This is a genomic window from Vibrio sp. 10N.247.311.13 (assembly GCF_041467595.1).
Taxonomy (GTDB): Bacteria; Pseudomonadota; Gammaproteobacteria; order Enterobacterales; family Vibrionaceae; genus Vibrio; species Vibrio crassostreae_C.
Map to the genome: position 1 here is coordinate 1 of NZ_JBFSUX010000035.1, position 21609 is coordinate 21609.

At 46.9% G+C, this 21609-nt stretch carries 3 protein-coding genes; 2 read left to right on the forward strand and 1 reads right to left on the reverse strand.

The genetic code is table 11. From position 1 onward, the window contains the following. Nucleotides 1–19850, forward strand: a 19850-nt coding sequence (locus AB6E52_RS14605) for a tandem-95 repeat protein (RefSeq protein ID WP_372189958.1), incomplete at its 5' end; no start/stop codon positions are given. Nucleotides 19851–20056: 206 nt separating this feature from the next. Beyond that, nucleotides 20057–20410: a hypothetical protein gene (locus AB6E52_RS14610; RefSeq protein WP_017060510.1), complete on the forward strand. Its 354-nt coding sequence runs from the start codon at nt 20057–20059 to the stop codon at nt 20408–20410. 187 nt (nt 20411–20597) lie between these two features. Here AB6E52_RS14610 and AB6E52_RS14615 read toward each other — a convergent pair whose 3' ends face one another. Then, complete coding sequence (locus AB6E52_RS14615; RefSeq protein ID WP_017060509.1) at nt 20598–21494, reverse strand: RNA polymerase sigma factor RpoD/SigA; 897 nt, start codon at nt 21492–21494, stop codon at nt 20598–20600. Nucleotides 21495–21609: the final 115 nt, after the last annotated feature.

Sequence of the window (21609 nt, forward strand, 5' to 3'; positions counted from 1 at the left end):
TTACCGACAACGGTAATGGCACATACACCTTCGCACCGAATGAAAACTTCAATGGCGACGTAAACTTCGGTTTTGATGTATCAGACGGCACCGATACGGTCTCTGCCAACATCGACGTAAGCGTAACTGCCGTTGATGATGCGCCTGTATCGGGTGACCTAGCGTACTCAATCGATGAAGACGGTTCTATCCGTTTAAGCCAAGAGCAATTGCTATCACAAGCATCTGACGTAGAGGGCGATGACCTTACTGCTAGCGGCCTAACGGTTGGTGGAGATGCGACGGTTGTAGCTAATGATGACGGCAGCTTCACGATTACACCGGATGAGAACTTTAATGGTGACATCGATATCAGCTTTGATATCTCTGATGGCACTAACACGGTTCAAGCTTCTGCTGATCTAACTGTTAACCCAATTAATGATTTACCGGTTCCACAAGACCAACAATTCAGCGTAGAAGAAGACGGTACGCTCATCTTTACTGATGCAGACCTACTAACAGGTGCTACGGACATTGAAGGCGATAACCTATCGGTTGAAGGGGTAACTTATGATGGCGGTGACGGCATTCTCACCGACAATGGCAATGGTACATACACCTTTGCACCAAATGAGAACTTCAATGGCGATGTAAACTTTAGCTTCGATGTGTCTGATGGTACCGATATTGTTTCTGCAAACATCGATGTGAGTGTTACTGCGGTGGATGATGCACCGGTATCTGGCGATTTAGCTTACTCAGTTGATGAAGACGGTTCGATTCGTTTAAGCCAAGAACAGTTGCTATCCCAAGCTTCTGACGTAGAGGGTGACGACTTAACTGCTAGCAGCCTAACGGTTGATGGTGATGCGACGGTTACGCAAAACGATGATGGTAGTTTCACCATAACACCGGATGAAAACTTTAACGGTGACATCGACATCAGCTTTGATATCTCTGATGGCACTAACACGGTTCAAGCCTCTGCTGACTTAACTGTTAATCCAATCAATGACTTACCAGTTCCTCAAGACCAAGAGTTCAGTATTGAAGAAGACGGTACGCTTGTCTTTACCGATGCAGACCTACTAAACGGTGCTACTGATGTTGAGGGAGATAACTTAACAGTTGAAGGGATCTCTTATGAAGGCACTGATGGCGTATTGACCGATAATGGTGATGGCTCTTATAGCTTTGCGCCAAATGAGAACTTCAATGGCGATGTGAACTTCAGCTTCGATGTGTCTGATGGTTCTGACACAGTGTCGGCAAACATTGATGTTAGCGTGACTCCGGAAAATGATCCTCCAGTTGCGGGTTCGACGTCTTACACCGTAAATGAAGATAACTCGATTACTATTTCTGATGCACAACTATTGGCAACATCTTCAGATATTGAAGGTGATGTATCGATAGACAGCGTAACTTACTCTGGTAGTGACGGTGTCCTTGAAATCAATGGTAACGGCACTTATACCTTCTCACCAAATGAGAACTTCAGCGGTGAAATTGCACTGGATGTGGTTGTTGCTGATGAAGATGGTGCGACGGACGCGACGACTGCGGGTATCAATGTTCTTGAAGTGAACGATCCGCCGGTTGCAGGCCCAACGTCTTACACCATTGATGAAGACTCAGTACTGACCTTCAGTGAGTCTCAAGTGTTGCTTAATGCCTCAGATGTAGAAGGGGATGTTGAGCTTGTTGGTATTAGCTACGATGGCCCTGAAGGTATCTTCTCAGTAAATGGTGATGGCACTTGTAGCTTCGCTCCGAATGAGAACTTTAATGGCCAAGTTCAGCTTGATGTCACCATTCGTGATGAAGATGGTGCAGAAGTGGAAACCGTCATCAATGTTGACGTATTACCAATCAATGATGCGCCAGTGTCTGGTGATTTGGCTTACAACGTTAACGAAGATGGTTCAATCACACTGAGCCAAGATCAGCTGTTGTCTCAAGCGTCCGATGTAGAAGGCGAAGATCTAACCGCAAGTGACTTAACAGTTGGTGGTGATGCGACGGTTGTAGCTAATGATGACGGCAGTTTCACCATCACACCAGATGCGAACTTCAATGGTGACATTGATATTCAATTCAACATCACTGACGGTACTGACACGGTTCAAGCAACCGCCGATCTTACTGTTAACCCAGTTAATGACTTGCCGGTTCCTCAAGACCAACAATTCAGTATCGCAGAAGACGGTACGCTTCAATTTACAGACGCCGACTTACTTACCGGTGCCACCGATATTGATGGCGACGACTTAACCGTTGAAGGTATTAGCTATACAGGTGGTGATGGCGTACTGACCGACCACGGTGATGGTACTTATACCTTTGCGCCAAATGAAAACTTCAATGGCGATGTGAACTTCAGTTTCGATGTGTCTGATGGCACAGAAACAGTCAGCGCTAACATTGATGTGAGTGTGACTCCTGAGAACGATCCGCCAGTTGCGGGTTCAACCTCATACATGGTCAATGAAGACAATGCCATCACAATTTCTGATGAACAGTTGCTAGCTAACTCTTCGGATATTGAAGGTGCGGTGTCGGTTGATACTGTGACTTACAGTGGCACTGATGGTGTGTTCCAAGATAACGGCGATGGCAGCTATACCTTCCTTCCTAATGAAAACTTCAGCGGTGATATCAGCCTTGATGTGATTGTTGCAGATGAAGAAGGTGCAATTGATGAAACCACAGCAGGTATTACCGTTCTTGAAGTGAACGATCCACCAGTTGCGGGTCCAACGTCATACACCATTGACGAAGATTCGGTTCTGACGTTCAGTGAATCTCAGATTCTTGTGAATGCTTCGGATATCGAAGGCGATGTAGAACTTGTTGGCATTAACTACGATGGCTCTGACGGTATCTTCACTGTAAATGGTGATGGTACATGCAGCTTTGCACCCAACGAAAACTTCAATGGTCAGGTTCAACTGGGTGTGACCATTCAAGATGAAGATGGCGCAACGGTTGAAACACACATTAACGTTGATGTATTGCCAATCAATGATGCGCCAGTATCGGGCGATTTGGCTTACACCATCAATGAAGATAGCTCCATCACGCTAAGCCAAGAGCAATTGCTAGCAAGAGCAGGTGATATCGATAGCGATAACTTAGAAGCTATCAATCTATCTACTGATGAAAATGCGACCATCCAACACAATGATGATGGCAGCTACACCATCACACCGAACGCAGATTACAACGGTGACCTAGATCTGAACTTCGATATCATCGATAACGATGGTGGTTCAGTTCAAGTTGGCCTAGACATTACCGTGAATCCGGTTAATGACTTGCCACAAGCGCAAGATCAACAGTTCACGATTGAAGAAGACGGTACGTTACTCTTCACCGATGCTGACCTGCTTGCAGGTGCGTCGGATATTGATGGTGATGAACTGTCGATTGAAAACGTACTTTACACAGGTGCAGATGGTGTTCTTAGCGATAATGGCGACGGCACATATAGCTTTGCTCCAAACGAGAACTTCAATGGTGATGTTCAATTCTCATTCGATGTCTCTGACGGTACTGATTCAACATCAGCTGTTATTGATGTCAGCGTAACGCCTGAGAATGATCCACCAGTAGCGGGCTCAACATCGTACACAGTTCAAGAAGATGGCCAAATCACGATCAGTGATGAGCAATTATTGGCAAACTCTTCCGATGTAGAAGGTGATGTTTCACTGTCTGGAGTATCGTACTCCGGTGATGACGGCTCTTTTGTTGATAATGGCAATGGTACTTACACCTTTACGCCAAATGAAAACTTCGATGGTGATATTTCACTAGACGTTGTTGTCGTTGACGAAGACGGTGCAACCGCAACCACAACCGCTGGCATCGATGTTATCGCTGTGAATGACGGACCTGAAACTTCGGGCATTCAGGCTGAAGTCGATGAAGATAATTCAATCACCATTACTCAAGAGCAGTTACTCGCTAATGCGACCGATGTTGAAGGTGATGAGTTAACGGCATCTAACCTACAAACCAACGATCCAGATGCGACAATTGTTACTAATGACGATGGTTCATTCACTATTACGCACACAGAAAACTTCAATGGCGAGTTGGACTTCACATACAGCATCAGTGATGGTGAGAATGAAGTTCTGACGACACTCGACTTGACGGTTAACCCTGTCAACGATGCGCCAGAAGCGGGCGATGAAATCTTCATCCAAGCGCAAGAAGACCAAACAGTTGGTGTGACACTTCGTGAAGAACCAGCACTACGTTTAGACCAAGCGCCAGAAAACGGCATCATTGAAGCAAATGTGAATGACGAATGGGTGGTACTGGAAGTAGGACAAGAAGTTCCTGCAGATACCGAAGTGCGCTTTGTTCCAAGTGAAGATGCTCTTGCTGAAGGTACACACACCACACAAATCGGTACGTTTGACGATAACGCGAGTGTGGATGATTGGGGTACAGAAGTTGACCCTTATACGCGTGAGTTCTCAGATGGTGACTTAACGGTAACTGTTCAAAGTAACGATGACCCTCTTGGTGCCTGGAATGGCAACACCCACATTGGTCATGGTATCGGTGATACTGACCGCCAAGGCTTAAGTGGTGATGAGAAACTGACGGTTTCAGTTGAAGGTCAAGACATCAATGAAATCAGTTTCCACCTAGATGGTTTGGGTGGCTGGTTCATGGAAGAGTCTCGTCACTTTACCGAAGTAGAAATCAAAGCGTTCAATGAGGATGGCGACCTAATTGACTCGATGACTTACCACAAAGAAGACCGTGGTACTTTCGAGACAGATTACACGCTAACGGTTGATCAACCAGTGTCCTACTTTGAGCTTGGTACCGTGCAAGGTAATGGTACTTACGTCGTTCAAAACATGACAGTGTCACAAACTTGTCATGATGAAGCGGTGTTTACATCGATTGGTGTAGATGGTTCAGAGATTACTGAAACGGTTGAGTTGAATATCCATGCGGGTGACAACGAAATCGAGTTAACGGCTGATCTTCCGAATATTACTGTCGATACCGATGGTTCTGCCCAGTTTGCTTCGGTTGTGATTACCGAAGAGCAACTACTGGCGCAAGCATCTGATATTGATGGCGACGACCTTGATATTGAAAATCTAGAGCTAGTGGGTGAAAACTCAGAGCATGCAACACTCACCGATAATGGTGATGGCACTTGGACGGTAACACCGGATGAAAACTTCCATGGTGAAATCGAACTTGGTTACCAAGTTACCGATGGTGAGCTGACAGACAGCAATATCATCAATATCAATTTCGAATCAGTAAATGATGCGCCAATCGTTTCTGGCCCGATTGTTCTATCGACAGATGAAGATGAAGGTATCACGTTCAGTGCAGATGACTTGCTAGCGAACACCACAGATGTGGAAGGCGATACGCTGTCTATTTCTGACATCACTTACGGTGGTGATAACGGTGAGCTAGTTGATAACGGCGATGGTACGTTTACCTTCATGCCGAATGAAAACTTCAATGGTGAAATCGACATCGACTACAAGGTGTTTGATGGAACTGATGAAGTTGCAACGCATCTAGACCTAACGGTCGTACCAGTCAATGATGTGCCGGTTCCGGGTGAACCATTGCACACCCAAATGCTTGAAAACGGCTCCATGATCATCGAAGCGAAAGACCTATTGTCTGGTGCTACCGATGTTGATGGCGACATTCTTCATGTCGAAAACCTATTACTTGCAGACCAAACGCAAGGTACGTTAACGGATAACGGTGATAATACCTTTACCTTCGAACCTGCAGAAGACTTCTACGGTGAAGTGAATCTGACTTTCGATATCAGTGATGGCCAAGCAAGCGCACCAAGTACAGCAAGAGTTGACGTTGAAATTGTCAATGAAGGCCCAGAGGTTGGTGGTCCAATTGAAGCCGCTGTTGATGAAGATGGTTCAATCACTATCACTCAAGAGGATCTGTTAGCGAATGCAACCGATGTAGATGGCGATAACCTTGAAGCGGTTAACTTTGCGACCAACGATCCAAATGCGGTTGTTGTAGAAAACCCAGACGGTAGCTTCACTATTACACCAAGTGCAGATTTCTTTGGTGAGATTGAGTTTACTTATGATGTCACTGACGCGATCGAAACTGTTGCGGCTGACCTCAACCTAACCGTAAACCCTATCAACGATGCTCCAGACGTGCCTGACATGTCTTTCACTACGGAAGACGGTCAAGCGATTACCATTACCGAAGCTGAACTATTAGCACAAGCGACAGACATTGAAGGCGACGAACTGTCAGTTGTGAATGTGACGAGTGCAAGCGACACGGTAGAAGTCACAGACAATGGCGATGGAACATACACATTAACACCAGAGCAGGGCTTCTTCGGTAACGTTGACTTAGCGTTTGATGTGAGCGATGGCACTGATGTGGTTGCCGCAAACATCGACCTAAAAGTTGAGTTCGTCAACGATGCGCCAGAAGCGACGCCAATGGTGGCAGATGTCGACGAAGATGGTTCAATCCTCGTTACACAAGAAATGTTGTTGGAGAACGCGAGCGACCAAGATGGCGATGAGCTATTTGCTTCTTCGCTTGAAACCAATGATCCGAACGCCAGCATTGTAGACAATGGTGATGGCACGTACACAGTGACACCTTCTGAAAACTTCAACGGTGATATTGCATTCACTTATGAGGTGAGCGATGGTGAGCTGAGCACGTCTAATGATATGACATTGACCGTTAATCCGGTGAATGACATTCCAATTGTTGCTCCAGGCATGTACCACATTGAAGAAGATGGCAGCATCCTGTTCACTCAAGAAGATCTGTTGAGTGGTGCGATTGATATTGATGGCGATGACCTAAGCGTTACTAGCATCAATTACTCTGGCGATGAAGGCACAGTCACCGACAATGGTGACGGCACGTTCAGCTTCGTTCCTGAAGAGCACTTCAGTGGTGATCTGCAGTTCAGCTTTACGGTAACAGACGGTACGGATGAGGTTGAACAAGACCTTAACGTTCATATTGAAGCAGTCGCGGATGCGCCGGATCTTGTGATAACCGATGGCGACGGCGTTAACGTTGATGACCAAGCTATTTTGGTTGAGCCAGGCGGCATTGTTGAACTGAACATTGCGGCGGCACTTGTCGACCAAGACTTGTCTGAAACACTCACTGTTACAGTAGATGGTGTGCCAGAAGGTTCGGTTATTCAATACGATAACGAAGGCGTTCTGAATGACCAAGAGAACGGTATCACCAGTTACAACGACACTGAAATCACAGTAACGTTTGAAGGTGAGACGGCTGGCTACCAAAACGCTGCGGGTTACTACAAAGTAGACGAAGACGGCAACATCACAGGTGTTGAAGTTGTTTACGAAAACGCATCACAAGTTGGTGGTGGCGGCGACCTTGTTCCAGGGCAAGATCAATTCAGCTTCCAAGTCGAGGAAGGCGAAAGCTTTAACCTGTTCTTAATTCCAAACGGACATCAGCACAACGACTTTGATGCGATGCAAGACGGTCAGTACGAGTTCCGTGCTGAGGATGGTTCGCCTGCGAACATGGATACGGTTGATCCTCAACTTGTCTTTGTGGCTGCTGATGGAACCGAGACAGTGATTCAAGGCCAGAATGGTGACGCGATCTTCCATGGTGGTTCAAGCTCTCAGCTAAACCAAGATGGTATCGAACATACTCGCACGACGGTTAATGAAGACGGCGAGCTGGTTTACGGCTTTGAAGATTTGTATGGCGGCGGTGATGCTGACTACACAGATTTCAACTTCACAATCGATGTGGGTGAAGTGAACAGCCAAATCTACAGCGGTGAAGTAACGGTTGGCCCTGATGGTACGGTGAACTTACCGACAACGGCTATCGAAAATTCACTACAAATCCAGTTACCAGAAGACTTCAACGAACAGTTTGAAGTTCATGTAACGGCAACCGCAACAGAGCTATCGAATGATGATTCTGAAACGGTCTCTCAAACCATCTACATTAACGCGACAGGCGCGCACATTGAGCACGCACCTGAAGCGCTGCCTGTTGCAGCAACAGTAGAAGAAGATGGTTCTATCACCATTACGCAAGAAGACTTGTTAGCTAATGCTCGAGATCTCGATGGCGACCAGCTGACGGCTCTGAATTTAGCGACCGATGATGAGAGCGTTACGATTACCGATAACGGTGATGGTACGTACACATTAACGCCAGATGCTGATTTCAATGGCGATGTTAGCTTTACGTTTGATGTGTCTGATGGTGATGATGTTGTCTCTACCAACCTAGAGCTAACAGTTTCACCAGTGAACGATGGTCCAGAAGCACAAGACCAGGCATTCACAGTCGGCGAAGATGGCGTGTTAACCTTCAATGACCAAGACCTATTAACAGGTGCGACGGACATTGAAGGGGACGACCTAAGTGTTGAAGGTGTAACTTACACTGGCGCAGATGGTGTCCTAACCGACAATGGCGATGGCACATACAGCTTCGCGCCAAACGAAAACTTCAATGGCGATGTCAACTTCTCGTTCAATGTATCAGATGGAACCGATACGGTAACCGCTAACATTGATGTGAGCGTGACGCCAGAGAATGATCCTCCGGTTGCGGGTAGTACGTCTTACACGGTTCATGAAGACAACTCTATTACAATCAGTAACGAACAACTGCTAGCGAACTCTTCGGATATCGAAGGCGAAGTCGCAATTGATAACGTGACTTACAGTGGTAGCGACGGTGTTCTGGAAATCAACGGTGACGGTACATACACCTTCTCGCCAAACGAGAACTTTAATGGCGAAGTTAGCCTAGATGTTGTCGTGACGGATGAAGATGGCGCGACCGAAGCAACAACTGCGGGTATTACTGTCCTTGAGGTGAACGATCCGCCTGTTGCTGGCCCAACGTCATACACCATCGATGAAGATTCAGTACTGACTTTCAATGAGTCTCAAGTTCTGCTGAACGCTTCTGATATTGAAGGTGATGTTGAGCTTGTTGAGATCAACTACGATGGCCCAGACGGTATCTTCTCAATCAATGGTGACGGTACATGTAGCTTCGCTCCGAATGAAAACTTCAACGGCCAAGTGCAGTTGGATGTGACCATTCAAGATGAAGACGGCGCTCAAGTTGATACGTTTATTACGGTTGATGTATTACCAATCAACGACGTGCCAGTATCAGGCGACCTGGCATACAGTGTTGAGGAAGACGGTTCGATTACCTTGAGCCAAGAGCAGCTTCTTTCTCAAGCAAGCGATGTAGACGGAGACGACCTTACTGCTTCTAACTTGATTGTTGATGGAGACGCGACGGTTGTTGCTAACGATGACGGCAGCTTTACCATTACGCCAGATGCGAACTTCAATGGTGACATTGACCTAACGTTCGACATTAGCGACGGTACAGACACGCTCGTTGCGACGGCTGACCTAACCGTTAACCCAGTCAATGACCTTCCACAACCACAAGATCAAACGTTCAGCATTGGCGAAGACGGCATCTTGAACTTCACAGATGAAGACTTGCTAACAGGTGCTACCGATATCGATGGGGATGACCTATCGGTTGAAGGCGTGACTTACACAGGTGCCGACGGTGTTCTTACTGACAATGGCGACGGAAGCTACAGCTTTGCGCCAAACGAGAACTTCAATGGTGATGTGAACTTCAGTTTTGATGTGTCAGATGGCACGGATACGGTTCAAGCCAACATTGATGTCAGCGTGACACCAGAGAACGATCCACCGGTTGCAGGTAGCACGTCTTACACCGTTCATGAAGACAACTCAATTACCATCAGCGACGAACAGTTACTTGCTAACTCTTCTGACATTGAAGGTGATGTGGCAGTCGATAGCGTGACTTACACTGGCGCTGACGGTGTCTTTGAAGACAACGGTGACGGTACTTACACCTTCTCACCAAACGAAAACTTCAACGGCGAAGTTAGCCTTGATGTTGTCGTAACTGATGAAGAGGGCGCAACTGAAGCGACCACCGCGGGTATTACTGTACTTGAGGTGAACGATCCACCAATCGCAGGCTCAACCAGCTACTCAGTCAACGAGGACGAAGTTATCACCATCAGTTCAGAGCAACTGTTGGCAAACGCTTCTGATATCGAAGGTGAAGTGGCGATTGATAGCGTTAACTACACAGGTTCAGACGGTATCTTTACCGACAATGGTGACGGAACATTCAGCTTCGCACCTAACGCTAACTTCGATGGCGACGTAAGCCTTGATGTTGTCGTTACTGATGAAGAAGGCGCAACCGTAGCGACCAACGCAAGCATTGATGTTCTGCCTGTTAACGATGCTCCGGTATCGGGCGACTTGGCGTACAGCGTGGACGAAGATGGCTCAATTACCTTGAGCCAAGAGCAATTACTTGCTCAAGCGAGTGATGTTGATGGCGATGACTTAACAGCGGCTAACCTAACCGTTGGTGGTGATGCGACAGTTACAGCAAACGATGATGGTAGTTTCACTATCACGCCAGATGCTAACTTCAATGGCGACATTGATTTGAACTTCGACATTACCGATGGCGATGCGACGCTTCAAGCAACGGCTGATCTTACCGTTAACCCTGTCAATGACTTGCCAACAGTCGGTGAGCCACAGTTTGTGACTCAAGAAGACACCAGCTTTACCTTTACAGAAGAGCAACTGCTGCAAAATGCGGGCGACATTGATGGCGATAACCTATCGGTTGAAAATGTGGCTTCAGATAGCGGTACTTTGGTTGATAACGGCGACGGTACTTACACATTCGCACCGAATGAAAACTTCGACGGCAATGTGAACGTGACGTTCGACGTGAATGACGGTACAGCGACAGTACCAGCAGAAGCGACGATTGATGTTCAATCTGTGGTTGATATGCCAGAGCTGTCGATTGCTTCTGACCTAGTGATTGCTTCTGACAACTTCGAGTCTGGCTCAAACGGCTGGAATACCGGTACTGAAAGCTCACAAGGCTTCGAATCAGGTGACATGCTAGGTCGTATTGGTGGCACTGGTGGCGATGAAGCTGTCAGCAAAACTTACGACATTCCAAGTGATGTGAGCGAAGTTAATATCTCGTTCAGTTTCTACGAAATTGATTCTTGGGATGGTGAGTCATTCCAAATCTTTGTCGGCGGCGAAGAGCTTACTTCGTTAGATAACTCGGCGTTCCAAACTCAAGATGGCACTACAACGTTGTACGATTCAGCGGGCAATGAAGTCGGTGAAGTTGTTCACGGCGTGTCGCAAGGTGAAGGCTTCAGTGGTTGGAACGACCAAGCACATCAAATCAACCTAACGGTACCCGTTGAAGACGGCCAACTTGAGTTAGGCTTCGGTTCAACCTTGAACCAAGGTGTGAGTGACGAGGCGTTTGGTATCGACAACATCGAAATCACAGTGTCTGACGCGGATTACCAAATCATTGGTACTGAAGACACACCTGTACCACTTGATATTGATGCAGCTCTAACAGATACCGATGGCTCAGAAAACCTTGCTATCTTGATTGAAGACGTGCCAGAAGGCAGCTCGCTTTCTGCAGGTACCGATAACGGTGATGGCACTTGGTCATTGCAACCAGGCGAGCTAGAAGGGCTAGAGTTTATCCCTTCAGGTGACTTCAATGGTGATGTGGTTCTAACTGTGAATGCAACATCAACAGATGTTGATACCGGTACAACCGCAACAGCTACGCAAGACGTGACGATTCACATCTCACCTGCGAACGATGCTCCAGAAGTTGACGGTGATATTAGTGCCGTTACAGCCGAAGATAACAGCATCACGTTAACTCAAGAGCAGTTGCTAGAGCACGCTGTCGACATTGATGGTGATGACCTATCAGCAATCAACCTAACCACCAATGATGAAAATGCGACCGTTCAAATGAACGACGATGGCAGTTTCACCATTACACCGAGTGAAAACTTCAACGGTAATATCGAATTTAGTTACGATGTCACCGATGGAGAGGACATGGTCGCTGCTGGCCTAGACTTGACGGTAACACCTGTCAATGATGCGCCAGAGCCACAAGATCAAGCATTCACTATTGGTGAAGATGGGGTTCTTAACTTCACTGACGCAGACCTGTTAACGGGTGCAACGGATGTTGAAGGTGACGACCTAACAGTCGAAGGTGTGACATACACTGGTGCTGATGGTGTGCTTACTGACAATGGTGACGGAAGCTACAGCTTTGCGCCAAACGAGAACTTCAATGGTGATGTGAACTTCAGCTTTGATGTGTCAGATGGCACGGATACGGTTCAAGCCAACATTGATGTGAGCGTGACGCCTGAGAACGATCCACCAGTGGCGGGTAGCACGTCTTACACTGTGCATGAAGACAACTCAATCACGATCAGTAACGAACAGCTATTAGCCAACTCTTCAGATATTGAAGGTGAGGTTGCGATTGATAGCGTGACTTACACTGGCAGTGATGGTGTGTTCGAAGACAACGGTGACGGCACTTACACCTTCTCTCCAAACGAGAACTTCAATGGAGATGTGAGTTTAGCGGTTGTTGTTACCGATGAAGAAGGGGCAACAGAAGCGACTACCGCGGGAATCACTGTACTTGAGGTGAACGATCCGCCAATCGCAGGCTCAACCAGTTACTCAGTCAACGAAGATGAAGTTATCACCATCAGTGCAGAGCAACTGTTGGCGAACTCTTCTGATATTGAAGGTGAAGTGGCGATTGATAGTGTTACTTACACAGGCGCTGACGGTATCTTTACTGACAACGGCAACGGCACATTCAGCTTTGCACCGAACGCAAACTTCGATGGCGATGTTAGCCTCGATGTAGTGGTGACAGATGAAGACGGTGCGACAGTAGCCACCAGCGCAAGTATTGATGTTCTTCCAATTAATGATCCACCAGTATCGGGTGACTTGGCATACAGCATTGATGAAGATGGTTCGATTACTCTGACTCAAGAGCAGTTGCTATCTCAAGCATCTGATGTGGATGGCGATGACCTGACCGCAAGCAACCTAAGCGCAGGCGATAATGCAACTGTTGTTGATAATGGCGATGGCACCTTTACGGTAACGCCAGATGCTAACTTCAATGGCGATATCGACCTAAGCTTTGATATTTCAGACGGCACTGAGTCAATTGTGGCGAACGCCGATCTGACGGTAAACCCAGTCAATGACTTGCCAACGACATCTGATGTTTACGCGAACGTTGATGAAGATCATGTCATCACTATCACGCAGGAGCAGCTACTTGCGAATGCCGCTGATATTGAGGGCGACGACCTTGTCGCTTCCGACTTAACCTTAGTGGGTGACGATGCAACGATTGTCGACAATGGCGATGGCACGTTCTCAATCACTCCAAGCGAAAACTTCAATGGCTACATCGATGTTGCCTACAGCATCAGCGATGGCGACACTCCAATTGCCGCTAACTTAGGCTTAACCGTTGACCCAGTGAACGACGCACCGATTGTTTCTGCTGATGTGGCGATAACCATTGAAGAAGATGGTTCATACACCATTACTCAAGAAGAGCTCCTACAATTCGCGACTGACATCGAAGACGATGACATGACCGCAATTATTGGAGAACAGGGCGATGAAACAACCGTAACCGGTACAGTGTTGGACGCTGAAACCAGTAATCCAGTGTCTGGTGCAGAAGTCACCCTGACCGACAGCGCTGGCAATAGCTACACCACAGTAACGGATGATTCAGGTAATTACTCTGTTACAGGTTCAGTCGTTGACCAAGGCACGGTAACCATTGAACAAGAAGGTTCAATTACCAGTAGCTTCCTAGTCCCTGCGGGCGAAGATGTGAATGGCGGCGTAACCGCAATATCGGAAGTACTTGAAGAAACAGATATGCGTATCGTGGTCACATGGGGCGACAGTCCACGTGATATGGACAACCACCTATGGCTCTACGATACAGAGAATGGCAATGAGCTAGACCATATTTACTATCGCGACATGAGCCATGATCTTGGTGAAGGTAACGTTGTTCAACAAGATGTAGATGACACAAATGGTGGCGGCCCTGAAACCATCACCATTCCAAACTACCAAGATGCGGACATGCACTATTCAGTACACAACTACACCAGCAGAAGTTGGGATGTAGATGGTGTTGAAGATGTACAAGTTCAGGTGTTTGTAGGCGATACATTGGTTGAAACCTTCAGCCCAGATTTATCTGATAACCCATCAGGTGACCATTGGCATGTATTTGATATCGTGAATGGCGTTATTGTTCCAAGCCAAGATGTAGGCAGCGAGAATGCGTTTGATTTACCAACGGCAGAAGAAGCGCTTGCGAATGAAAACGGCATTGATATCTCTGAATTGCTAACCGGCGAGGAAGGTGATGATTCTGGTGAAACGGGTGGTAACGAACCAAGTGTTGGAGATGTTTCAATTGAGAACGCTCTTATCACTGACAATGGTGATGGTACTTACACCATTACACCGGAAGAGAACTTCAATGGTGAATTCTCGATTAGTTACAACGTGGACGATGGTAACGGCGGGGTTACGCCTGCGGAACTAGACGTTACTGTAACAGCAGTTAACGACCTTTCGGTTATTTACGACCACGACTACACCATTAATGAAGATGGTTCGCTGACCTTTACCGATGAACAGCTATTGGCTGGTGCAACGGATATTGACGGCGATGATCTTTCTGTCGAGTCGGTTAACTACGAAGGTACAGACGGTGTGTTCACGGATAACGGCGACGGTACTTATACCTTTGCTCCAAACGAGAACTTCAATGGTAATGTCGACCTAACCTACGATGTGAGTGATGGTACAGATGTTGTATCGGCGAATATTGATGTTCAAGTGGTTCCAATCAACGACGTACCGGTAGCGGGTTCTACGACTTACAGTGTTGAAGAAGACGGCAGTATCACCCTAAGCGATGCACAACTTCTAGCGAATAGCTCGGATGTTGAAGGGGAAGTGTTTGTCAGCGATGTAAGCTACAGCGGCCCTGATGGTGTATTCACTGATAATGGTGATGGTACTTACACCTTTGCTCCAAACGAAAACTTTAACGGTGACATCAGTCTTGATGTATCTGTTATGGATGAAGATGGCGCAACCGCTGAAACAACCGCAGGTATCGACGTCATTGCTGTTAATGACTTGCCGGTTGCAGGTTCAACGACCTACAGCGTTGACGAAGATAATGTGATTACCATCTCTGAAGCGCAACTCCTTGCGAACAGCTCAGACATTGAAGGTGATGTATCCGTTAGCGATGTTTCCTACTCAGGCGCAGACGGTATCTTTACTGACAATGGTGATGGTACTTACAGCTTCGCACCAAATGAAAACTTCAACGGCAATGTCAGCCTAGATGTAACCGTTGCAGATGAAGACGGTGCAACCGCTCAAACGACTGCGGGTATAGATGTTATCGCAGTCAACGATGCACCAGTGTCAGGTGACTTGGCTTACTCAGTGGATGAAGATGGTTCAATCACGCTAAGCCAAGAGCAACTGCTTGCTCAAGCATCAGATGTGGACGGTGATGATCTTACCGCTGCCAACCTAACCGCAGGTGATAACGCGACGGTTACGGCAAACGATGATGGTTCATTTACCATTACCCCGGATGCCGATTTCAATGGCGATATTGACCTAAGCTTCGACCTTTCTGATGGTACTGAAACGGTTGTTGCAACAGCCGACCTTACTGTGAATCCAGTGAATGACATCGCAGTTGTTGAAGATGTCGCTTACACCATTGAAGAAGACGGTTCACTTACCTTTACAGACGAGCAACTGCTAGCGGGTGCTTCTGATATTGATGGTGATGAGCTTTCAGTTGCCGACGTGTCTTACACTGGCGCAGAGGGTGTGTTCACCGACAATGGCGATGGCACTTACACCTTTGCACCGAACGAGAACTTTAACGGTGACGTAAGTCTGGACTTCTCAGTATCTGATGGTACAGAGACGGTCGATGCAAACATCGACGTAACGGTAACAGACGTTAACGATGCACCTGTAGCAGGCGCAACGTCTTACCAAATGAACGAAGATGGCACCATCACATTGAGCCCTGAGCAGTTGATTGCTAACAGCTCCGATGTGGACGGTGAAGTGTCGCTTGATAGCGTGAGCTACTCAGGTGCAGACGGTATCTTGGTTCAAAATGAAGATGGTTCGGTAACGTTCGCACCAAACGAAAACTTTAACGGCGACATCAACCTTGATGTGACGGTTATTGATGACGACGGTGCTACCGCTCAAACCACCGCTGGTATTGAAGTTATTGCAGTTAACGACGCACCAGTGGCCGGAAACGTGGCTTACTCGGTTGATGAAGACGGTTCAATTACGCTATCTCAAGAGCAGTTGCTGGCTAACGCATCCGATGTTGATGGTGATGCACTAACCGCAAGCAACCTATCTGCAGGTGACAATGCGACCGTAACAGCGAACGAAGATGGTTCATTTACTATCACTCCGGATGCTGATTTCAACGGTGACATTGATTTGAGCTTCGATGTGTCAGATGGCCTTGAAACTGTTCAAGCTGGAGTCGACCTAACGGTTAACCCAGTCAATGACCTACCAACAGCAGAAGACCAAAACTTTACTGTTGAGGAAGATGGAACGCTAATCTTCACGGATGCAGACCTACTAGCAGGTGCTGCAGACATTGACGGCGATGACCTGTCTATCGTTGACGTGTCTTACACGGGCGCAGAAGGTGTGTTCACTGATAACGGTGACGGCACTTATAGCTTTGCTCCGAACGAGAACTTCAATGGCGATGTCAACCTAGGCTTCACAGTGACTGATGGCACTGAGACAGTCGATGCCAATATTGGTGTGACGGTAACGGATGTTAACGATGCGCCGGTAGCGGGTTCTACGTCTTACCAAATGAACGAAGATGGCACCATCACAATCAGCCCTGAGCAGTTAATTGCTAATAGCTCTGACGTTGATGGTGAAGTGTCGCTTGAAAGCGTGACTTACTCAGGCTCTGACGGCACCTTGGTTCAAAACGATAATGGGTCTGTGACCTTCACTCCAAACGAGAACTTTAATGGTGATATCAGCCTAGATGTGGTTGTGACCGATGATGACGGTGCAACGGCAACAACAACGGCAGGTATCGAAGTTCTGGCTGTGAACGATGGACCTGAATCTGAGGATGTGAAATTAACCACAGCCGAAGACAGCACCATCCTAATCACACAAGACATGTTGTTAGCTCAAGCTACCGACATCGATAACACCGCAGACGAGCTGTCGGCTTCTGGTCTACAAATCGACCCTAGCTTGGGTGAGTTGCTAGATAACGAAGATGGTACTTGGTCATTTACACCAAACGAAAACTTCAATGGCGATGTGCCAATGACGTTTAACGTTAGCGATGGCCAAGAGACAATTTCAGTCGACGGCAACATCGATGTTACGCCAGTGAATGATGCACCTGAAGCGCCAACCATTCAGATGCAAGGCGAAGAAGATGTGGTCATGGTGATTGACCCTGCTTACATCGCGGGTCAAGTGACAGACCTTGATGGCGACGAGATCAGCATTGAGAGCATCACAGTACGAGCACCAGCGAATGCGACCTTAACTCAGCAACCAGACGGCATGTATCACTTAGTGACTACTCAAGACTTTAATGGCTTAGTAGAACTCGGTTATCAAGCTACTGACGGTGAAGAAGTGGTTGATGGCTCGCTGAATGTGGATGTCATTCCGGTTAACGACGCACCATTCAATGTCGGCAACGCAATGATGACCACAGACGAAGATGGCGCGTTCACCTTCGATGCTGGCGACTTGATGAACTTGTTCGGTGACATTGATACCGCAGACCTTGTTGTTTCTCGCATTATCACCGCAGACGGTGAAGATGGCGGAGAAGTTACAGACAACGGTGATGGTACTTGGACATTCACACCAACAGGCGACTTTGCGGGTGTTTCTGACCTACAAGTTGTCGTGAGTGACGGTGAGTTCGAAACGGTTCTCGATGTTCCTGTGTACGTACGTCCTGTCGCAGATGGCGCGGTTATTTCAACTGACCATGACGGTCCATTAGTCTTCGGCGAAGATGAAACGGGTCACTTGGGACTGAACGTTGGCCTAGTCGATGATTCAGAAACACTAAGTAACTTGGTGATGACAGGTTTCCCTGTTGGATTCGAGGTAACAGATGGTGTGAATACCGTGATGATCACCGAGCCAGGTCAATACATCGACCTGTTCGACTGGGATATCTCAAACATTCAAATGACGCCGCCTGAAGACTTCCATGGTGAGTTCTTCGTAACCGTAAGCGCAACAACGGTTGATTACGGAGATGAGCCGGAAGCGTTTGATGATGGTATCGATTCAGGTGATTTCGAAACTGTGGCGGGTGATTCCATCATCCTAACGGCGGACGACCTAATTGGTTTGGCTGAGAATGTGGATGCAGACAGCGATGATGAAGTGAAACTGGTTCATCTTGCCGACCGCAGCCAAGGTGAGATTGTCGATAATGGCGATGGCACTTGGACGTTCACACCAGCACCAGGCTTCACGGGCGAAGCAGACATTGCGTACGTAGTTGATAAAGATGGCGTGCTTCATGATGAGCAAACTGGCGTAGTCGTGAAAGAAGGTGGCTCGCAAGGGAATGCAGCACCAGAAGTTAACAGCATCACAACGACGGAAATCGCAGCGGATGCCACCTTGTCGTTCACTGATGAAGACATGTTAGCGAATCTGAGCGATGCAGAAGGCGACAGCTTGAGCATTGAGTCAGTAAGCTTGATGGAAGGTCAGGGCGTAATTGAGAGCGATAACCAAGGTAACTATCAATTCACTCCTGCTGAAGACTACACCGGCGATGTTCAAGTTGGGTTTATAGCGACCGATGGCGAAAATCGCATCGAAAGCTTCTTCAATGTGGATATCCAAAGTGGCGATGAAGCAGCGGCGAGCGAAGGTTATACCTTAGCTGATGATGGTTCACTAACTATCACGGATGCACAGCTGGTGGATGAGTTAGGCGTCAGTGATTCTGCACAAGTTGTTGATGTTGCAGACGCGAACGATGCTGGCTTCTTTGCCGAATCAGGTGAAGGTGAGTGGACTTACTGGCCGAACGAAGACTTCGATGGCAATTTAGCGATGAATGTTGAAGTTAACGACGGCGGTGAAGTATCAAGTCACAGCTTAAGCATCCAAGTTGAAGATGATTCAGTACAAAGTGATGAACCACAAGTCCAAGCTGCTCAAGCAACAGAAGAGCAACAAGTGGAAGTGGCTCAACAAGCTGATGACCAAGCTCAAGATGCTGAAACTGAAGACAGCGCAGCAGATGTAACTGCGGCACCGGGCGATACCATCTCTATCTCGATTCCAGATGAGGTGAGTGGTAACGAATCGGTTGATTACGCTGATATGTCTGGCTTACCTGAGGGCGCTACTGTAAGTAACGCACTGGATAACGGTGATGGTAGCTTCACAATCAGTGGCAACTTAGAGCAGCCTGTATCTGTTGAACTTCCAGAAGGTTACGAAGGTACTAGCGAGATCCAATTCCAAGGTTACGACGAATTGGGTAGCTCAATAGACGGTGCTAGCGGTTCTGTTGAAGTTGAGGTCGATGATCAATACACCATGCAAGGCTCTACGCAAGAACAGCAACCGGACATGGCAGGTATGGAATCTGGTGGCAGCGACTGGACAAGTGCGGGAGGTCAAGACCAAGGTGTCGACTTCACGGACGACTCTGGAAGCTTCGATTCAGATTCTCAAACTGGAACCGATCAAGGCAACGACTTCGACCAAAGCTCGATTTAATCGAGAGGGCTTAGTTTTAGTCTAAACCGACATTTAGTCTAAGCCAACAAGGAGATAGGGCAGCGTAAAGTTGCCCTCATTAAAGCCATGTAGAGTTATTGATATATGGCTTTTTTTTATTTATTTTTTTGTTTCGCTAAATAAACTTGAGAACAGGTAAATATGTCCTTAATTATTAGAAGGGTCCGTTAGACAGGAGGGACGACATGTATCGTTATGTCAGTTCACCGCAAGCGTCGAAGTACATAGTGCCACCGCCTCAACATCGAGAGTTGTCGAGTGTGGATGTGCCTGAGTCTGAATTAGAGATGCGAGAAATATTGAATAATTGGTTTGCTGATGGTTTAGCGCCCATTATTGAAAGTGACGATGACTACATCTCTGCGAGCGATCACGTTCGATTTGAAAAGCTTAGCCGCACCGTTGGGATGTTGTTGAGAAACAAAGATTATTATTTTGCGGCTAAACGGATTTTATCAGTGTGGGAACAAGATTGTCTTGAAACCACTTATATCAATTATCTCATTTTGCGCAGTGAGCGAGTCACTTCTTTAAGGTAAGTTAATGGTGTGGCATTTGTCATTTTTCATTAGGCATTAGGCATTAGCGACTTAGGGTTCGTGTGCTTACGATTTTTTTATTTTTCTAACGAATCAGCAAACAAAAAGGGCAAGCTTGGAGGCTCACCCTAAAGGTCTTTGTTTTGGCTTAACGTTATTTTCAACTAATTCTCAACTGGGCTACGACTTACACCCAACCATCAAATTTGAGTCGTTTTTGAATTCTTTCGACCGCTTCTTTCTGCATTTGTCTAACACGTTCATTAGAAACATTCACATCCAACATTTGTCCGACCTCAGACAGCGTTTTCACCTTGTTATCAAAGAAACCAAAACGGTGGATGAGCACCTTTTGTAATTTTGGAGGAAGTGTATAGATGATTTGTTCTAGAGCTTGGGTAAAGGATTGATCCTCACAATCTTGTTGAGGGTCTGGGATATATTCACTTTCGCATTGATCAAGCACCATAGGCGCATGGCTAGTTCCAACCGTTGTCGTCACGTCAATAAACCCGCTTAACGCCACCAGTTGATCGACGCGTTCGGCCTTTACACCTGAACTGTCTGATAGCTCAGAAATTGAAACCTCTTTACTCATTTTTTTGCTTGCATCGAGCTTTTTTGAGGCGAGGCTGTTTATTTCTTTACACACGTGGGCTGGCAATCGAACGGTTCGACCCGTGTTCATGAGTGCGGCTTCAATGTTTTCGCGGATCCACCAAACAGCATAGGTTGAAAAACGATAGCCTGGTTCTGGATCGTATTTGTCGATGGCCTTAATCAAGCCAATGTTGCCTTCCTCGATCAGGTCGAGCAGGGTGAAATTATTGCCTTTACGTTTTAGGTAACTCTTTGCGATTTTCACAACAAGGCGCAGGTTTGATTCGATCATGACATCACGCGCTTTTTTATCACCCGCGCGATTCAATTTTGCGTAATACACCTCATCTTCACGCGACAGCAGATCAATGCCAACAATATCTTTCAGATAATGAGCATAAGGGTCTGCACTGGTAGAAAATGATTCGGTAATGGGTGTTTCATCCGTGAGCCCCTGAAACGCAGCAAAACTATCGTTGTTCATTTCCTTGTCCTTATCTAGCCGACTGAACGTTTTAGTTTTTTTATTATGCCACCAAGTGATTAACGCTTGGTTTCATTAGAGTGTAGATAACAATTTCTTCTTTACCAATAAATAA